The organism is Pseudomonas triticicola (genome assembly GCF_019145375.1).
In the GTDB taxonomy this organism is placed as follows: Bacteria; Pseudomonadota; Gammaproteobacteria; order Pseudomonadales; family Pseudomonadaceae; genus Aquipseudomonas; species Aquipseudomonas triticicola.
Map to the genome: position 1 here is coordinate 1,243,871 of NZ_JAHSTX010000001.1, position 16,631 is coordinate 1,260,501.

A 16,631-nucleotide genomic window follows, 5' to 3' on the forward strand; every position below is an offset into this window, starting at 1 on the left:
GTTCCCAACCAAGTTGAAAAGGAGATTCTTCATGTTCAAGCGCACTCTGATCGCCGCCTCACTGACCGTCGCCGCTCTGGCTTCCGCCCAGGCCATGGCCGTAACCGGTGGTGGCGCCTCGCTGCCTGCCGCACTGTACAAAGGTTCTGCCAACAGCATCCTGCCTGCCAACTTCAGCTACGCCGTGACCGGTAGCGGCATCGGCAAAAGCGCCTTCCTGACCAACAACGCTGCACAGTTCAGCACTACCGGCACCGTGCATTTCGCCGCTAGCGACTCGATCCTCAGCGCTGCGGAACTGAGCACCTACACCACCAACTTCGGTGCTTCGTACGGCCCGTTGATCCAGCTGCCATCGGTGGCCACTTCGGTTGCCATTCCGTACAAAAAAGCCGGCAACACCACCCTTAACCTGACCAGCGCTCAGTTGTGCGACGCGTTGTCGGGCACCAAGACTACCTGGGGCGCGCTGTTGGGTACCGCCGACACCACCGCAATCCGCGTGGTTTATCGCAGCACTTCGAGCGGCACCACCGAAATCCTCAGCCGTCACCTGAACTCGATCTGCCCGACCAAATTCGCCGTCAACTCCACCTTCACCAACGCTCGTCTGCCGGCCGGTTCCGCGCTGCCATCGACTTGGGTCGGCGTAGCCAACACCGCTGATGTGGCCACTGCGGTGAACGCCGTGGACGGTTCGATCGGCTATGTGGGTCCGGACGGCGTGAACGCCACCAGCAACGCTGTGGTCGCCCGCGTCAATGGCGTCCAGCCAACCAACGCTAACGTGACGCTGGCGCTGAGCACTGCACCGGTGCCAAGCGCACCTGCCAACCCGGCTGGCTGGGCCCCGGTCGTGCCTAACCCGGCAAGCGGTTACCCGATTGTGGCTTACACCAACTTCATCTTCGGCCAGTGCTACAAAGATGCAGCCGTGGCCACCGCCGTGCGCAACTTCCTGACCACCCACTACAGCAACCCGGGCAACAACGTCGCCACCGTCGCCCACAGCTTCACGCCGGTTCCCAACAACTGGAAAACCGCTGTGACCGCCAACTTCATCACCAACACCTCGGGCAATAACCTGGACATCAACAACGCCAACGCCTGCAACGGCATTGGTCGTCCTTTGTAAGCCTTGTCTCAACTGCAATGAAACGGCAGCAGCCTTCGGGCTGCTGTTTTTTTTTTGCCGATTTACTCCTTGATCATGAAGTTTGTGTGACATCCGTTCGGTCGTGAGGCTCGCCAACTGCCTATGTCGTAACAGCAGGGCTGATCCGACCTGCCACCCAAAAGGACCTGTAGTGATGCTTGCTCGCACCTCCCGTCACAGTAACCGTATCCGGCCGATCAAACGTGGCGCGGGCGATCCCGCACAGTGGCTGCTCAAGCCATTGGCGCAAGCCGTCGCCTTGTGTCTGGTGGCGGGCAGTGCCGAGGCGGCGACAGCGTTCAGTTCCACCTGGTTTGCCGCGAAGGGCGCAGCGCAGCAGGCTTCGGCGTCGCGTCCGGGTGGGAGCGGTCTGCCGGGGATGACCCCACCGCTGGCACAGCAGCAACGGGCCAGCCAGCAGTTGCAGCGCTCTTTGCAGACGCTCAATAACACCGTGGCAGCGATTGCCGCTCAGCAGGCCGCACAAGCCGCTGGACGTGCCGCCGCATTGGGCAGTGTGCAAGTGGTTCCGGACGGATTGGGCGAGGGCGGCCTGAAGGTCGATAACAGCCTGAGCCAGGGCTGGATGAACGCCAAAGGCCCGCAACAGACCCAGGCCGACGGCAAGACCACGGTGAAGATCGAGCAGACCGCCGACAAGGCGATTCTCAATTGGGAAACGTTCAACGTCGGCCGCAATACCACAGTGGAATTTGCCCAGCAGGCCAACTGGGCGGTGCTCAATCGCGTCAACGATCCGAGCGCACGGGCCAGCCAGATTCAGGGGCAGATCAAAGCGGACGGCACGGTGATGCTGATCAACCGCAACGGCATCGTCTTCAGCGGTGGCAGCCAGGTCAATGTGCGAAATCTGGTAGCGGCAGCCGCGAACATGACCGATGCACAATTTCGCGATCGGGGTCTGTATTTCGATAGCACCGGCAGTCAGCCAACCTTTACCGACGCTGCTGGCAAAGTCCTGGTGGAGCGTGGCGCAGCCATACAAACGCATCAACCTGCGCTCTCCACCGACGCCGGCGGCTATACCTTTCTGCTCGGCCAGGACGTGCAGAACGACGGCTCGATCAGTACGGCCAAAGGTCAGACGGTGCTGGGTGCGGGGGACCGTTTCCATATCCGCAAGGGCTCGGGCACCGACGGTAATGGTTATTCAACCACCTTCGGCAGTGAGGTCATTCCCGGTTTCAAGGCTGACAGCTCGGGCAAGGTCAGCAACACCGGCCTGATCCAGGCATCCACCGGCGACATCACCCTGACCGGCCGCGACGTTGTGCAAAACGGTGTGCTGCTGGCGAGCACTTCGGTGGCGACGCGCGGCACCGTGCATTTGCTCAATCCGGCCAGCGATGCCCAAGGCCGTGTGACCCTGGGCGAAAATGGCGTCAGTGCGATTCTGCTCGACAGCAGTGATCTCACGGCCCTGGACAGCCAGCGCGAGGCCGCGCTGACCGGCGTCAATGCCAACAACCGGATCCGCAGCGATCAGTCACGCATCGACATCGGCAGCGGCGGCACCGTCGAATTCAAAAGCGGCTCGATCACTCTTGCCACCGGTGGGCAGGTGGCAGTTGCCGCCGGACAACGCAGTCTATTGCGCGAGGGGGTGGTGATCGACGTGTCCGGCGCCCTCGGCGTCAAAGTGGCGATGGCAAACAACAACATCAAGATCAACGTCCAGGGCAACGAGCAGCGTGATGCGCCGGTCAATCGCGAGAACGGCGCGCTCAACAGTAACGACATCTGGGTCGATGTCCGTGAGCTGGTATTCGTGCCGGCGGGCACCAACGGTTACGCCACCGACCGCTGGTACACCGCCGGTGGGTTGTTGGAGGTCGGCGGATACCTCGGCACTCAGGGCCATGGCGTTGGTGAATGGATGGCGCAGGGCGGTGAGGTGCGGTTTTCCGGAAAGGACGTGATCAGCGAAAAAGGTTCGCTGATCAATGTGTCCGGCGGCACGCTTGATGTGCAGGGCGGCGAGATTCGCCAGAGCTGGCTGCGCGGTGCGGACGGGCGGTTATACGAAGTGTCGCGTGCGCCGGGCGATATTCTCTACAACGGTCTTTACAAAGGTTACGAAAGTCACAGCGAGCGCTGGGGCCAGACGGATTATTTCTATAGCCCGCTGATCGCGCCGACGCGTCGCCAGGAAGCGGGGTACACCGTTGGCCGGGATGCCGGCCAGTTGGTGATCGCCACGGGCAACGCCGTGCTGGAAGGCCAGCTGTTGGGTGAGGTGTTTCAGGGCGAACGGCAAATCCAGGCACCGCGGGCAAGTCTGGACGGCTATGCCCAGACCCAGACCGCCCGGGCGCGGCGAGGGCAGTTGGTGGTTGGCAGTTACGATGCTGCTTATGTCGCTGCCAGTGCCGGCCTGCTCTATCAACTCGACCCGTTGCTCGATCAGGTGCAAGTGGGGGGCGCGCATGCCAGCGTAGCGAACGCAGGGCTGACCGATGCGGTCACGGCAGAACGCGCAGGCAAACTGTTCCTCGATGCCGGGCTGCTCAATGGTTTCGCGCTGGGCGCGCTGAAGATCTCGGCGAAAAACACGATTGAAGTCAATGAAGGCGTGACCGTGGATCACGGTGGCAACATCACCCTGTTCAGCCCTGACGTGCAGGTCAATGCCGATCTGATTGCGCAAGGCGGCAGTCTGCAATTGGGCAACGTTTTGAACCAGCTCGCCACCGATCGGCGTGATGACACCAGTCTCCAGGTTTCAGCAGGCAAGCAAGCGCGAGTGACGGTTGCGCAGGGTGTGCAGCTGCAGACACGCGGTCTGTGGAGCAACCTGTCGAGTAACCCGGACGACACGGGCGGCCTTGCGTTCCTCAATGGCGGGACGGTGTCGATCCGCAGTACCGGCGACATTCTGCTGGCCAGTGGCAGTCTGGTCGATGTTTCGTCGGGCGGTGCGGTATTGGCCAACGGCAAGACGCGTGGCGGCAAGGGTGGCGACGTGACGCTTGAATCCAGCGCCAACAGTGCACCAGGCAAGTCGCGCATGGTGCTCGATGGCGAGGTGCAGGGCTATGGCGTGAGCGGCGGCGGCACCTTGACCGTGCAGGCCAGCAAGGTGCGGATCGGCGCTTCCGGCGAAGTGGCCGAAGAACAGACCTTGCGCCTGACGCCGGAGCTGTTCCGCACGGGGTTCAGCGCCTACAACATCATCGGTCTGAAGGGGCTGGAGGTCGCCGCGCAAAGCGCGATCGATGTGCAGATGCCGGTCTATCGGTTTGGCGAATCCGCCTCGACCATTGTGTCCGGTATGTCGCCGCGCGCTGCGCTGGAGCTATGGACGCCCGCGTTATTTCAGGAAGACCCGCTCAAGGGTGTCTTGACGCAAAGGGCCGGCGCTTCTGTCGCATTGCAGGCCGGCGCGACGCTTGCTGGCTTGATTGATCCTGCCAGCAGTCCGTTGTCGATTGGCGAAGGCTCACGGATCAGTGTCGATCCCGGCCAGCGCATCGGTTTGCGCGGGGCAGGCCAGATCACGCTTGATGGTGAACTCAACGCTTGGGGCGGTATTGTCGATATCCGTCAACAGCAGTTCGGCGCGATTGATGTGGCGACGTCCTTGCAAGAGGCCGATCCGACCCCGCACAACCGTTCGATCTGGATCGGTGAACATGCCTTGATCGATGTCGCCGGTCGGGCAGCGACCGCTGTCGATGCGCTGGGCCGCGTCTACGGCCAAGTTGGCAAGGGTGGCTCGATCATTGTCGGTGGCGAGATTGATGTGAAGAAAGTCACGGCGACCGCTGCCGATGCTTTCGTCATCATCCGCAACGGTGCGCGACTGGAAGCGTCCGGTGCGCAAGCCGTGCTCGATAGCGGTGGGCAAGGCCCCGCTCGTGTGGCCACCGATGGCGGACGGATCACCCTGAGTTCCTACAATGGTCTGTTCATCGAGGGCAGTCTGCAGGCCAATGCTGGCGGTGCGGGTGCGGCGGGCGGGCGTCTGGAGATCGCTCTGGATACACCGGCGTACGGTTCCGCGAACTTGAGCAATGCGGTGCGCGTGCCACGTGAACTGATCATTGCCCAAGGGCCTGCGCCGGCACTGCCGCAGCCGCTGCGAGCGGGAGAGGCTTCGCCACTTTTACGCTACGGGCGTACACGCTTGAGTGCCGATCAGCTTATGAGCGGTGGCTTCGACAGCGTGAGTCTGCTGAGCAACGGTCTGATGACGTTCGACGGCGATGTCGACCTGCACATGGGACAGGGCCTGAGCCTGTTCGCCGGTTCCCTTTCATTGGCCGAGTCGGCGAGTGACAGCGCCCGGGTCAACCTCAGCGCACCTTACCTGCGCCTGTCAGGGCTGGGCACCTATTTCAGCTCGGAAGTCAAAGTGCGTCCGCGGGTGATGAGCAATCCGACAGCGCAGTTGTCCGGCGCGCAATTCACCGCCAGCGCGAACCTGCTGGACGTGGGCAACTCGCTTTCATTCGGCACCGAAGGGACTCTCGTGCAATCGGCCGCACCGGCGCTGGCGGTCAGCCGCCGTGGCTTTGGTCTGGTCACGCTCGACAGCCAGGGCGACTTGCGCTTCCTCGCGCCAACCGATGAACAGCAGCGCAGCCGTCTGTGGACTGCGGGTGACATGCACATGCGGGCTGCGCAGATCTACCCGGCCAGCGGCGTCTCGGCTGAGGTGCGAGTGGGCTATCAAAGTATGGCCGGATCGGTGCCGGAGCATACGTTGCGTATCGGCAATCACGGGGCGGCGCCGACCGCTTTGCCTTACTCGGTGTTCGGCAGCCTGACACTCAGTGCGGGACAGATCGAGCAGGGCGGCGTCATTCGTGCGCCTTTGGGGCTGATATCCCTGGGTGATGACGTCATTGTCAAAACCCGTGAACTTCACCTTCTGCCGGGCAGCGTGACTTCAGTCAGCGCCGCCGGACTGGTCATGCCCTATGGAGGAACCACCGACGGTATCGACTATCGGTACAACGGTAAGTCGGTGATGTTGAATGGCATTGCCGGAGCGACCTCCGGGGTCATCCTTGATGCGCAATACACCAATGTGCAGGCCGGGGCGGTGATCGACCTTTCGGGCGGCGGCGATTTGCGCGGTGCCGGTTTTGTCTCCGGACGAGGTGGCTCCACCGACGCGCGTTTCAATCCGCTGGTACGCAATGCCACCGATGGCACCTTCAGTTTGCCGGGGCTGGCCAATAACCCCGTGTATGCAATCGTGGCCGGTGACCAGAGCCGCTATGCGCCGATGCTGGCCGAGGCCGGCGCGGTCGATCCGCGTATCGGCCAGCAGATCACCCTCGGGACCGGCGTTGCCGGACTGGCACCCGGCACCTACACCTTGTTGCCATCGACCTTTGCCTTGTTACCGGGCGCCTTCCGGGTCGAAATCAATGGTCAAGCGATTGCGGGGCCGATGGACAGTGCGTTGAAGTTGCGCAATGGCTCCTGGACCACGGCCGGACAGCTGTCGATTGCCAACACCGGTATCCGCGACAGTTTGCCCAGCCAGGTCATCGTGACGTCTGCCGATGTGCTGCGGCGCTATTCACAGTACAACGAAACCGGGTTCAGCCAATTTGTGCTCAACGATGCTGCCCGCCGCGGTCTGCCGCGCGCCCGCACACCGCTGGACGGCAACACGCTGCACCTGCGCATGGTCAGTGGCGGCGAGCACGACTCAGCCCTGGATTTCAACGGGCAGGTGCTGTTCAAACCTGCCAGCGGCGGGGTCATTGGTACGGCGGTCGTTCAGGGCGGTTATACCGGCGCAGAGTTTGAAATTCTCGGTGCCGGGCATACGCGAACGCCAGGGTTCGACGGTGTATCGCTGTACGCCGACACCCTCAACCGCTTGAATGCCGGACGTTTGACCATCGGTGGCACCCCAACCGTGTATTACGGTGCGGAGGGCGGCTCGATCAAGGTGATCGGCAATACCTCGGCGATTCGTCTGCGCGAGGGCGCGATCCTCTCGGCGCCAGAGGTCGTGCTGAGCAGTAACAGCGCCAATGGCGGCATCACCATCGATGCGGGAGCGGGCGTCAATACCTTGGGGCGAGGTAACGTTCCGTATGATGCCGCAGCCGGTTTCGTCTACGAACCGGGGCGCTCCAGCCTGCTGGTGGTGTCCAACGGCTGGACGCCGGTGCTTGCGCCCACCGAAGGCGGGGGCGGGAGCATTCGTATCGGCAACTGTCCGACGGCCGATTGCACCGCTGCGGCGTTGCTGTACTCCAACGGCAGCATCATCGCCGCCACTGACAAAGACTTCGAACTGGGCGAAAGCGTGCGCTTTGGCACTCGCCAACTCGGGCTTTCGGTCGGTGTGGTCAATGCCGGCAGTCCGCAAGCACTGGCCGCAGCCAGCGGCCGCACACCCGCGGGCCTGACGCTAAACCAGAACGTGCTGGATCGCCTGTTGCAGGGCGACACGCAATCTGGCGCCCCCGCGCTGGAAACCCTGAGTCTGGTGGCCCGCGATGCGTTCAACTTTTTCGGCAGCGTGACCCTCGACACCATTGATCCGCAGACCGGCCAGAGCCGTTTGCAGAATCTGGTGTTGGGTAGCCCGGCTATCTACGGCTCGGGCGCTGCTACCGATGTCGCGACGATCCGCACCCGCAATCTGATCTGGAACGGGGCGACTCAGGCCCCGGGTACGGTGGTCAACGACGGCGCCGGCAACGGGCACGGCACGCTGGATATTCAGGCGCAGCGGATCGAATTGGGTTATGGCCCGAACCCGCAGCCCAATGGCCTGGATCGCAATAACCGACTGGCCTTGGGGTTTGCCAACGTCAACCTCAACGCCAGCGAGCGCATCACCGCCAACCACAAGGGCAGTCTGGCGGTGTACGAATCCCAAGGAGCTTATGACGCGGTCAAGGGGTTCAGCTACAGCGGCGGCAATCTCAATCTGCGCACGCCATTGCTGACCGGCGAGGCCGCCTCGGTCAGTGAACTCAAGGCGGGCAACAACCTGACTCTGAGTGGTAGCGCCACAACGGCTGCCGCGGATGCCCTCGGTGCGCAACTGAGCCTGACGGCACGCAGTGTTGTGCTCGACAGTCGCATCGTCCTCGCCAGCGGCAAGCTGCTGGTCAATGCCGAGGATGATCTGCTGCTTGGCAGCGGCGCGCAGGTGGACATGGCGGGCCGGGTTCTGCCGTTCAATGATGTGCAGAAATACAGCTGGGGCGGCGACGTGTCGTTGCAGAGCAACAACGGCAATATTCGTCAGTTGGCGGGCTCGCGAATCGATCTGTCCGCCGTCAACAATCAGGCCGGCCAATTGAACGTTGTGGCCCTGGCCACTGACGCTGGACAGGTTGATCTGCAAGGCCAGATTGTCGGCCGCAGCAGTGGCTATTACGACGCGGGCGGCACGTGGGTGCCGTACAAGGCCGGTGGCGTGGACATTCGCGCCCAGCGCCTGGCGGGTGATTTGAGCCAGGCCTTTGCCAGCCTTAACCTGCGCTTGAATGCCGGCGGGGTAGTGGGCAGTCGAAGCTTCCAGTTCAAGCAGGGCGATCTGCGTATCGGTAACGAACTCAAAGCGGGCGAAGTCAATGTCTCGGTGGACAACGGCAACCTGACCGTGGACGGGGTGATCGATGCCAGTGGTGAACGGGTCGGCAGCATTCGCCTTGCCGGCAAAAACGGTTTGAGCCTGACGGGCAACGCGCTGCTCGATGCCCATGGCCGCGTACTGCGCGTCGACAGCTACGGCAAAATTATCGACGCACCGAACCGCGCCATGGTTGAACTCAATTCAGGTGACGGCGTGCTGACGCTGGTCGCTGGTGCACGGATTGATCTGCGTCACGGCACCGATGCCGTGCCTGGAAACCAGGCGGGACAACGCGATGACGTGTTGCGTGGGACGCTGGAGCTGAATGCACCGCGCCTGGGCGGCGGTGACATTGCGGTGGATGCCAGCGGTACGTTGAATATTCAAGGTGCGCGCTCCATCGGGCTGAATGCCGTGCGAAGTTACAGTGATGCTGCCGATGGCACCGATCCGGCGGCCAGCGGTCGCCCATATCAAGTGATCGATCAAGCCTACCTGGATCGCATTCACTCAGACAGCAGCGGCTTTATCGATGCGGCGCTGGGTAACAGTGATCTGCTACAACGCAAACTGGCCGGCCTCAACAATGCGACCTATGCCGATGCGTTTCATCTGCGCCCGGGGGTGGAAATCGTCAGCAAAACCGCTGACGGCGATCTGGTGGTGCAGGGCGATCTCGACTTGTCCGGCTACCGTTACGCCAGCCTCAACCCGCACACTCGCCGGACCTCGGTGTATGGCAGCGGGGAAGCGGGCAGCCTGTTGATCCGTGCCGGTGGCGACCTCGATATCTACGGCAGCATCAACGACGGTTTCGCACCGCCGCCGGAAACCGTGGACGACGCTGGCTGGAAACTGTTGCCGGGGATACAGCCTTTCGGCGGTGACCTGATCGTACCGGGCAGTGGTGTCAGCCTTGCCGAAGGGACGCTCTTTCCGGTTGGCGCCACCTTGAATTACGACCTGCCGATTCAAGCCGCCACACTGGCTGCGGGCACGGTGTTGCCGGTTCAAAGCACTTTGGCCGCACCTTACGTGTTACAGGGTGGGACGGTGCTGGCCGGCGATGTGCACGACGCGGCGGGTAACCTGATGTATGCCGCCGGTACGTTGCTCGACAACGCTGTGACCCTGCCGACCGGCAGTCGTTTGGGTGCAGGTATTCGCTTGAACAACGCCACCGCACTGCAGGCCCTGCTCTGGCCCAAAGGCGTGCCGCTGCCGGGTGCGGTTGATGCCGACAATAAAACGGTGGGTGTTGTGTTGAACGGAACGTTGGCGCTGTTGCGGGGTTCGCTGATCCCCTCCATGACCAACGTGAAGCTCGCCGATGGCACGGTATTGCTCGACTTGCGTCCTGCCAATGGAAACCAGCAAGGTCGAAACTGGGCGATCGCCAGCATGCTGCCGGCGGGCAGTACGTCGTGGTCGATGCGCATGGTGGCAGGGGCCGATCTGACCGCGGCCGACAGCCGTAGCGTGAAACCTCAGGCCAGCGTCGGCAACTTGCAGATGGCCGACACTCACTATGGTGTGAGCATGATCGAGGTGGCCGGCAAACTGGTCTGGGCGGTGGATAACGAGTATGGCTTTACACCGTACGAACCGGTTCCCGAGGAATACCTTGTGCTCTGTGATATCGCTCCCGGTTCTTGCGCGCCCATGGCGCGCAGTGTGTGGGCGCCTGGCAACTGGATGGGCATGCCGGATTACACACCGATGAACGATGACGAATTGTTCTGGTGCTCCATCGACCCGGCACTGTGCATTGAAAACAATCCGAGCAAGAGCGCCCAGGCCCACACGCAGATGTTCAGCGTTTTGCGTACTGGCACCGGCGACCTGGATTTGATGGCGGCCGGTAACCTCAGCATGGCCTCACCTTTCGGCGTCTACACCGCCGGCACCCAATCGGCAGACGTCGACGCGCGTTATAACCAGCCCCGCGGAAGGCTGTCGGCTGATGGCTCGGTATTGGGCAGCGCTGGCAGCGATTACGAAAAATGGGTCGATGGCGGCAGTGCCAACCTCTATCAGGCCTGGTATCCGCAGATGGGCGGTAACCTGACGATCAATGCCGGCGGGTCTGTGTCGGGTGACGTGCTTGGCCGTCGCTCGGTCGCCACGGGCGACGGTACGCGGGAGCAGGTGCCGAGTGTGGCGGTGGGCAATTGGCTCTGGCGCCAGGGCACCGGCAACAACGATGTACCGACTGCCTGGTGGATCAATTTCGGCAGCTACGCTGCGCAGCCATTACCAGCGCTGGGCGAGGAAACCAGACCTTATCTGGTGGGCTTTACCGGGTTCGGTACGCTGGGCGGCGGCAACATCAGTCTGAGCGCCGGCGGGGATGCCGGCATGCTCAAGGCCATGGGCGACGACAGGTATGCGTCGTACCCTCGCAGTCAGGGGTTGATCGTTGCTGTCGGCAGCACTGGCCGCGTGGACAGTGACGGGAACCTGCAACTGACCGGTGGCGGAGACCTGGATATTCGTCTGGGCGGTGTCCTTAATCCGTCTCTGCAGGCACGTGCCGGCCTGGCGGGTACCGGCACGCCGACGCACGACTTGCAGGGCGCGCTCATCAACCTGCGCGGTGCGGCGCAACTGACGGGCGCCGCGTTGGGCGGTATCAATCTGCAGTACGGCGCCTCGGCGCTGTTTCATGACCCACGGGAAACGCGCGCCTTCGACCCGTTCAACTCGACAGCCAGTAATGCCAGTGGTGGGCTGGTGCTGATTCCCGGTGACTCCGGCATGCGCCTCAACACCCGCGGCGATCTGGTGTTGGGTGGCGCCGCCGATCCCGGCCGCGTGAGGCTGCAGAACTCCACACCGTTTACCACGGCGGATGGCATTTACCATGCCGGTGGCGGTTTGAGTGGTTTCTCGCTGTGGACCGATCACACGGCCATCGATTTGTTCTCGGCCGGCGGCAACCTGACGCCCAGCACCCAGTTGATGGAAACAACCGGGCAGGACCCCGTCGCCGGGCTTAACGGGTCACCGACCGATGACCGCTTCGTCTTTCCTTCGATATTGCGTGCCGTGGCCGGCCAGGGCTCGATTTATGCGGGACCATCAGCGGCCTACGGCATAGGCAACCCGGCGCCGGCTCTGGCCTGGTCATTGCTGTTGGCACCTTCCAGCGCGGGGCAGCTTGAACTGATCGCTGGGGATTCGATCTATGCCGGCGGCTACGCCATCAACCAGTCAGGGGCCAGCCCGGCGGCGCTCGCCACACCGTTTGCACCCGCGTTCAATGGCTACGGCAACAACCAGTCCGCTCGGCCGATCACGACCAACGCCGGCAGTGATGGTGTGCTGGCGCAAACCAATTCGCGCTATCCACTGTTTGCCTTTGGTCCCGATAGCTACTCGGGGTTAAGCAGTGTTCAGGGGCCGGCGCGCTTCTATGCACTGACCGGTGACCTGGTAGGAATTCGCACGGGCGAAACGCTGGCGTTCGCGACCACGAAGCGCACCTGGTATGAATCGGCAGGCCCGGTGTGGATGGTGGCGGGGCGTGACATCGTGGCGTCCGGTACCAATTTGGGGCAACCCACGTTTGCGCCCGTTGGGGGCATGAGTCGCAATAACGAACAGATCGCGTCTACCGGCAATCTGTTCGTGCATAACGATGCGCGCGACATTTCGCGGGTTTCGGCCGGGCGAGACATTCTCTACAGCAGCTTCGACATTGCCGGCCCGGGTGTTCTGGACGTCAATGCCGGGCGCAATATCCTGATGGAAGATCGCGCCAGCATCACCAGCCTCGGCCCTGTCGTGGCAGGTGATCAGCGCCCCGGTGCGAGCATCGTGATGCAAGCGGGTGCGGGCGCGCAGGGGCCGGATTACTCACGGTTCATTGCGCGTTATCTGAACCCGCAAAACGTCGCGGATTCAGCGGTGGCCCTCAGCGCGCAACCGGGCAAAGTGGTCAAGACCTACGGCGAAGAACTGCAGAGCTGGCTGAGCCTGGGTTATGGCTTCAAGGGTGACGACGAACAGGCGCAAGCCTTCTTCGCCGCACTGCCGAGTACCGAGCAGGCGATCTTCGCCCGGCAGGTGTACTTCGCCGAATTGCGTGCCGGTGGCCTGGAATACACCGATGCCAGTGGTCCGCGCACTGGCAGTTACCTGCGCGGTCGCAACGCCATTGCGGCACTGTTCCCGACCACTGATGTCGCCGGCAATACGATTCGCTACGACGGCGATATCACTATGTACGGTGGCGCCGGGGTCAAGACGCTGTTTGGCGGCGATATCCAGATGCTCACACCGGGCGGTGGTCAGGTGTTCGGCATCGAAGGCGCGGCGCCGCCGTCGACGGCGGGGATCATCACCCAGGGTTCGGGTGACATTCAGCTGTACTCGCAAGGCAGCATCCTGCTCGGCCAGAGCCGGATCATGACCACCTTCGGCGGCTCGATTCTCGGCTGGTCCGCCGAGGGCGATATCAACGCCGGTCGCGGCTCGAAAACCACCGTGGTCTACACCCCGCCAAAACGTGTCTACGACACTTGGGGCAACGTCACGCTGTCGCCATCGGTGCCGAGTACCGGTGCCGGTATCGCCACGCTCAATCCGATCGCCGAAGTGGCGCCGGGCAACATCGACCTGATCGCGCCACTGGGCACCATCGATGCCGGCGAGGCGGGGATTCGCGTATCAGGCAACGTCAACATCGCCGCGCTGACGGTGGTCAACGCCGCGAACATTTCGGTGCAGGGCAAAGCGACCGGCGTGCCGGTGGTGTCGGCGGTGAATACCGGCGCAATCACCTCGGCCAGTTCGGCGGCATCCTCCGCTACGCAAGCGGCGGAAGACGTCGCCCGTCAGCAACAGGCAGCGGCGCGGCAGAACCAGGCCTCGGTGTTCACTGTCCAGGTACTCAGCTTCGGCAACGAGCAACTGGCGCCGTCGCGCGATGGTGCTAGCCGCGCACCAGCGACGGGTTATAACCCGGACAGCCCGGTGCAGGTGCTCGGCGCCGGGGCATTGGATGAACAGGCGAAGGAGCAACTGACCGAAGAGGAGCGTGGGCAGCTGACGTTGTAAAGGACTCTCGTGCAGTACGTTTGGGCGGCCGGTTGGCCGCCTTTTTTTGGGTTGAAAGGTCAGGGATATTTCTTTCGGGCATGAATTACCGTCAGTATTCGGATCTGGCCATTCACCCGATAGACCAGCAGATAGTTCGGATGAATCACCATTTCGCGAGTGCCCGGTATCCGGCCGAAGCGAAAACCATGTGGAACTGAAGAAAGCGTCTGCGCAGCCGCTCCAACTTTGCGAAGCAGCGATGCTGAAGCGCGAAGGTTGAATTGCTCAATGTATCCAGTAATGTCAGCCAGATCGTCGAGAGCCTGATCGCTCCATCTAACCGGCAGCGCGTCGATTTTTGCGTCTCTCTTCTATCTTTTGGGCCAGAATCACCATTGCCTCATCGTGAGGGATTCCAGGTCGCGGATCATCAAGTGCAGCTTGTACTTTGGCCCGATACCAAAGGTCATAGCTCGCAGCCTCTTCTTCGGTTTCGAAGTCTGAAACGATAAGTGAAAGTTCAGCGCTCATCATGACCTCCATGATCAATGTGAAGCAGTCTAAGGGGGATGTGGCTCGTTGTCGTCACTGGCGGGACGAGGGAAACATCATCCGCAAACAGACGATGCAAATCTGTCAGACGCTTCGCTTGTGATGCACGTGAAGTCGATCAGCTGTGTAGTTCGATTCTGTAGGAAATCAGCTTTTGGTCATCGGGCTGACAGCCGCCGCTCAAAGCCGCGGCCACAGCCACGCTGCACTCAGTTACCGTCTGCAACCTTACGCTCGATCTCGTCGACTTTGCGCTGCAGCTCTTCCGCTTCCTGCTCTTTAACTCGAGTGGAAGAGGGCGTGATGACTTTGTCCACGCCTTCGGTTTTGCCGTCGCGGTCCTGCAGATCGCGCTCGACCACATTCACCGGTTTGCCGCTGGCATCGGTGGGTGGGGCGTTGGGAGTTTTGTCGTCGTTGGGGTTCATGGCGCTGGCCTCCTGTTGGTGTACACATTGGAGACAGCGCGGCGGCAGACGTTCGAAATTTTTCAGCGGCGAGGCCCTCTCCCGCAGGAGAGGGCACAGCGGTTGTTTCAGTCCTTGAGAATGTCGCGATCCTTGGTTTCCGGCAGGAAGAACGTGCCGAGTATCGCCGTCGCCACGGCAATGACGATCGGGTACCACAGCCCGTAGTAGATATCGCCGGTGGCGGCGACCATGGCGAAGGCCACGGTCGGCAGGAAGCCGCCGAACCAGCCGTTGCCGATGTGGTAGGGCAGCGACATCGAGGTGTAGCGGATGCGCGTCGGGAACAGTTCGACCAGCCACGCGGCGATCGGGCCGTAAACCATGGTCACGTAGATCACCAGCACGGTGAGCAGGAGCAGCATCATCGGATAATTGATTTTCGCCGGGTCGGCTTTTTCCGGGTAACCGGCGTCTTTCAACGCCGCAGCGAGATTGGCGGTGAAGGCGTCGTTGCGGGTCTTGAAATCGGCGGCGGGCAGGGCGCTGCCTTCGAAACTCTCGACCACGCGATCACCGATGCGCACCTGCGCGACGGTGTTCGGTTCGGCGGCAACGTTCTCATAAGGGATCGCGCGTTTCGCCAGCAACGTTTTCGCCAAGTCACAGGAACTGGTGAATCTGGCCTTGCCCACCGGATCGAACTGGAACGAGCACTGCTCGGGGCTGGCGATCACCTTGACCGGATTTTTCTCCTGCGCGACGAACACGTCCGGGTTGCCGTACTGGGTCAGCGCAGTAAAGATCGGGAAGTAGGTCAGCGCCGCGAGAATGCAGCCAGCCATGATGATCGGTTTGCGCCCGATGCGATCGGACAGGCTGCCGAAAATCACGAAGAACGGTGTGCCGATCAGCAGCGATCCGGCGATCAGCAGATTGGCGGTCTGCGCGTCGATCTTCAATGTTTGCAACAGGAAGAACAGCGCATAGAACTGCCCGGTGTACCAGACCACTGCTTGCCCGGCCGTGCCTCCGAGCAGCGACATGATCACCACTTTGAGGTTGTCCCAGCGTGCAAAGGATTCGGTCAGCGGCGCTTTCGAGGCCTTGCCTTCGTCCTTCATTTTCTGGAATACCGGCGACTCGCTCAGTTGCAGGCGAATGTACACCGACACGGCCAGCAGAATGATCGACAGCAGAAACGGAATCCGCCAGCCCCACGCCTCGAACGCCTCGTTACCCAGCGCGGTGCGACAGGCGAGAATCACCAGCAGCGACATGAACAGACCGAGGGTGGCGGTGGTTTGAATCCACGAAGTGAAAAAGCCACGGCGGTTGCGTGGCGCGTGCTCCGCTACGTAGGTTGCCGCGCCGCCGTATTCACCACCCAGCGCCAGGCCTTGCAGCAGACGCAGGGTGATCAGAATCACCGGGGCGGCGACGCCGATGGTCGCGTAGCCGGGCAGCAAACCGACGATTGCCGTGGACACGCCCATGATCACGATGGTGATCAGAAACGTGTGTTTGCGCCCGATCATGTCACCCAGGCGCCCGAAGACGATGGCGCCGAACGGCCGCACCGCGAACCCGGCGGCGAAGGCCAGCAGGGCAAAGATGAACGCGGTGGTTTCGTTGACGCCGGCGAAGAAGTGCTTGGCGATGATCGCCGCCAGTGAGCCGTAGAGGTAAAAGTCGTACCACTCGAAAACCGTGCCCAGCGAGGAGGCGAAGATGACCTTGCGCTCCTCCTTGGTGATGCCGCCGCTGCGCGGTGGCGTGCCGGTGGATGCTGTGTCGATTGTGGCCATGGGTGTTCTCCGTCGTGCTTATTGTTGTAGGCCGGAGTCCCCCTTACTGCCTGTCGCACTCTGGCCCGTTGGCATCTGCCGCCGTT

6 protein-coding genes are annotated in these 16,631 nt (G+C 62.2%); 2 read left to right on the plus strand and 4 right to left on the minus strand.

What is annotated here, in order from left to right:
* The first annotated feature begins 31 nt into the window (after positions 1–31).
* Together KVG85_RS05725 and KVG85_RS05730 are read left to right on the plus strand one after the other, a co-directional pair.
* On the plus strand, positions 32–1,135 hold the full coding sequence (locus KVG85_RS05725; RefSeq protein WP_073476730.1) for a substrate-binding domain-containing protein: 1,104 nt from the start codon (positions 32–34) through the stop codon (positions 1,133–1,135).
* Between the two features lie 175 nt (positions 1,136–1,310).
* On the plus strand, positions 1,311–13,796 hold the full coding sequence (locus KVG85_RS05730; RefSeq protein WP_217863228.1) for a filamentous hemagglutinin family protein: 12,486 nt from the start codon (positions 1,311–1,313) through the stop codon (positions 13,794–13,796).
* A gap of 59 nt (positions 13,797–13,855) precedes the next feature.
* On the opposite strand, the gene KVG85_RS05735 is transcribed toward KVG85_RS05730, so the two are convergent.
* The 4 genes from KVG85_RS05735 to KVG85_RS05750 all read right to left on the minus strand — a co-directional run bounded on the left by KVG85_RS05735 (position 13,856) and on the right by KVG85_RS05750 (position 16,545).
* Positions 13,856–14,134 carry a type II toxin-antitoxin system RelE/ParE family toxin gene (locus tag KVG85_RS05735; protein ID WP_367615316.1) on the minus strand — a complete coding sequence of 93 codons (279 nt, stop codon included), beginning with the start codon at positions 14,132–14,134 and terminating at the stop codon, positions 13,856–13,858.
* On the minus strand, positions 14,115–14,309 hold the full coding sequence (gene relB / locus KVG85_RS05740) for a type II toxin-antitoxin system RelB family antitoxin (protein ID WP_186569711.1): 195 nt from the start codon (positions 14,307–14,309) through the stop codon (positions 14,115–14,117). The genes KVG85_RS05735 and relB overlap by 20 nt, the downstream gene beginning before the upstream one ends.
* 230 nt (positions 14,310–14,539) lie before the next feature.
* Complete coding sequence (locus tag KVG85_RS05745) at positions 14,540–14,758, minus strand: hypothetical protein (protein WP_042606898.1); 219 nt, start codon at positions 14,756–14,758, stop codon at positions 14,540–14,542.
* A 107-nt stretch (positions 14,759–14,865) separates the two neighbouring features.
* On the minus strand, positions 14,866–16,545 hold the full coding sequence (locus KVG85_RS05750) for an MFS transporter (RefSeq protein WP_217863229.1): 1,680 nt from the start codon (positions 16,543–16,545) through the stop codon (positions 14,866–14,868).
* Between the last annotated feature and the right edge of the window lie 86 nt (positions 16,546–16,631).

Excerpts from the sequence above, each read along its gene's own strand:
- KVG85_RS05730 (WP_217863228.1), top strand. The coding sequence starts at position 1,311 with ATGCTTGCTCGCACCTCCCGTCACAGTAACCGTATCCGGCCGATCAAA.
- relB (WP_186569711.1), bottom strand. The coding sequence starts at position 14,309 with ATGAGCGCTGAACTTTCACTTATCGTTTCAGACTTCGAAACCGAAGAA.
- KVG85_RS05725 (WP_073476730.1), top strand. The coding sequence starts at position 32 with ATGTTCAAGCGCACTCTGATCGCCGCCTCACTGACCGTCGCCGCTCTG.
- KVG85_RS05745 (WP_042606898.1), bottom strand. The coding sequence starts at position 14,758 with ATGAACCCCAACGACGACAAAACTCCCAACGCCCCACCCACCGATGCC.
- KVG85_RS05750 (WP_217863229.1), bottom strand. The coding sequence starts at position 16,545 with ATGGCCACAATCGACACAGCATCCACCGGCACGCCACCGCGCAGCGGC.